Raw genomic sequence first — 2,452 nt, forward strand, 5'->3', positions numbered from 1 at the left:
TCACCGTTGAACGCACCTGCCCGACCTGTTCGGGCCTGGGTCAGATCATCAAAAACCCGTGCAAATCCTGCCACGGCCACGGCCGGGTCGAAAAGGACCGCTCACTGTCGGTGAACATTCCGGCAGGAGTGGAAACCGGCACCCGCATCCGCCTCGCCGGCGAAGGCGAAGCCGGCCTGCGCGGCGGCCCTCCGGGAGACCTCTACATCTTTGTCGAGGTGGCTCCGCACGCCCTATTCGAGCGCGACGGCAACAATCTTTACTGCCGGGTGCCGGTCAGCATGGCCAAGGCAGCCCTTGGCGGCTCCATCGAGGTGCCGACCATCGACGGCGGCCGCGGCCGGGTGCAGATCCCCGAAGGCAGCCAGTCCGGCCGTCAGATGCGTCTGCGCAGCAAGGGCATGCCAGCCCTGCGCGGCGGTGCCACCGGCGACATGTTCATCGAACTGGCGGTGGAAACTCCGGTCAACCTCACCGCCCGCCAGAAAGAGCTTCTGCGCGAGTTCGAGGAAATGTCCGAGGACAACACCAACCCTGAATCCCGCAGCTTCTTCTCTTCAGTGAAAAGCTTCTGGGATGGGATGAAGGGCTGAGGCGCGCCCGGAAAACCATCCACTGGATGGTTACTGCAGAAAGCGCCCCTATCAGGGGCGCTTTTCTTTTGTGCTCTGCCTGCCCCATGCCGCACCGCTGCGGTGTACAGCGGGTGCACAGGCCGTGCACGTCTGTCACCCCCGGCTGGCGCCGCAACGCGGCGCGCATTAACACTTTCTCAACCAAGATGGCGCCACCATGGCGCCATGGCCAAGGATCCCGCATTCGAGGAGATTTCGCTGCCGCTGTTTCCCGGCAGCGGCGAAGCCTCTGCGGCCCCCCTGCCCCAAGGCCGCCTACCCTCTTACATCAAGGACCACCGCGCCCGTCTGCGTGAGCGTTTCCTGCAGGGCGGTGCCGCTGCAATGCCGGATTACGAACTGCTGGAACTGGTCCTGTTCCGCTCCATCCCGCGCCGCGATGTCAAACCCCTGGCTCGGCAACTGCTTGATACTTTTGGAGATTTCAACCGCGTTGTCACGGCTTCTCCGGAACGGCTGGTGCAGATCCGGGGCATCGGCGACGCGGTGATCACCGACCTCAAGGTGCTGGAGGCCGCAGCCCACCGCATGGCCCGTGCCCGGGTGATGCAGCGCCAGGTGATCTCCAGCTGGGACGCGCTTCTGGACTACTGCCACACCACCATGGCGCACCGCGAGACCGAGCAATTCCGCATCCTGTTCCTGGACCGCAAGAACGTGCTGATCGCCGACGAGGAACAGGCCCGCGGCACCGTCGACCATGTCCCGGTTTACCCCCGAGAAGTCGCCAAACGGGCTCTTGAGATAAATGCTAGTGCTTTGATTTTGGTCCATAATCATCCATCCGGCGACCCCACGCCTTCGGACAGTGACCTCAGTATGACAGATCAGATCCAGGCCGCCCTGACCGCCCTTGGCATCACCTTGCACGACCACTTGATTATCGGAAAATCCACCGAACTCAGCTTCCGCGCCCGCGGGCTTCTCTAGCGCTGCCGCAGCGCGCGCCAGCGCGGTGCCCGGCCCAAGGATTTACAGGGCATCTCTGATGCCATGTCAAATGCGCGGGAGCCCGCCCGCCGCCCCGGCACTTAGCGCACCCAGACCTCAACCCGGCGGTTAATCTGCCGCCCCCATTCGCTGTCGTCACAGGCCATCGGCAAAGCCTCGCCAAAGCCATGTGTGCTGATCTGCACCCGGGCTGTATCTGCCGTCTCTGCTGCTTTGATCACAGCATCCCGAACTGCACCGGCTCGCTTCAAAGCAATCCGCCGATTGCCTTCAGATGGTCCGACCCCATCGGAAAACCCAGCAAAAACAATTTCTTTTCCGTCGAACTCTCCTGCCTCCAGCGCGCGGGCCAGCTGCTCGACGTTACTGCGGGATTGTGCATCAGGGCGCGTCGATCCAGGTTCGAACCGGAACGAGATGGTCAACCGCCGCATGGCGCCCAGCAAGGCCACCATCCGCTGAAGTTCCTCCAGTCCGGATTTGTCCTCCGCCGCCAAGATCGCATTTGCCAGACGGCGGCCTTGGCGGCTGACCGGGATCCGTTCTGGCGCCTGATCGACAAAACCCGCCCGGCGGATTACTGCTTGTGCCGCAGACCCCCGCACATAAGCCAGGAAGTCCCGCGCAACTTTGGGCAGGCGACGGGCCGGCAAGTAAAGGAACATGGGAACAGTCAGCGGATAGTCTTCAGTCTTTACTGCCCGGCGGCTGGCCTGCAGAGAGAACCCGCAAGGGCCCGTTAACGTCAGCATCCGCGCCGCGCCTTTCTCAGCAAAGCTGGCGATGCCAATTGCAAAGGGATCGACGAGAACCCGGCGGGCAAGTGTACTGCTGCGGTCATGGCGGCGGATTCGTGTTGTGAACCC

At 63.1% G+C, this 2,452-nt stretch carries 3 protein-coding genes; 2 read left to right on the plus strand and 1 reads right to left on the minus strand.

Features of this window, described 5'->3' with window-relative positions:
- Together A2I95_RS31635 and radC are read left to right on the plus strand one after the other, a co-directional pair.
- Nucleotides 1-593: DnaJ C-terminal domain-containing protein (locus A2I95_RS31635; RefSeq protein WP_291736193.1), on the plus strand; the 593-nt coding region annotated here is incomplete at its 5' end.
- 207 nt (nucleotides 594-800) lie between these two features.
- Nucleotides 801-1,565, plus strand: a complete 765-nt coding sequence (radC, locus tag A2I95_RS31640; protein ID WP_027257039.1) for a DNA repair protein RadC — start codon at nucleotides 801-803, stop codon at nucleotides 1,563-1,565.
- Nucleotides 1,566-1,666: 101 nt separating this feature from the next.
- Here the strand turns inward: radC and A2I95_RS31645 are convergent.
- A partial coding sequence (locus tag A2I95_RS31645) for a phosphate ABC transporter substrate-binding/OmpA family protein (protein WP_291736196.1) occupies nucleotides 1,667-2,452 on the minus strand: 786 nt, incomplete at its 5' end.

The sequence above is a fragment of the Leisingera sp. F5 genome (assembly GCF_001593695.1).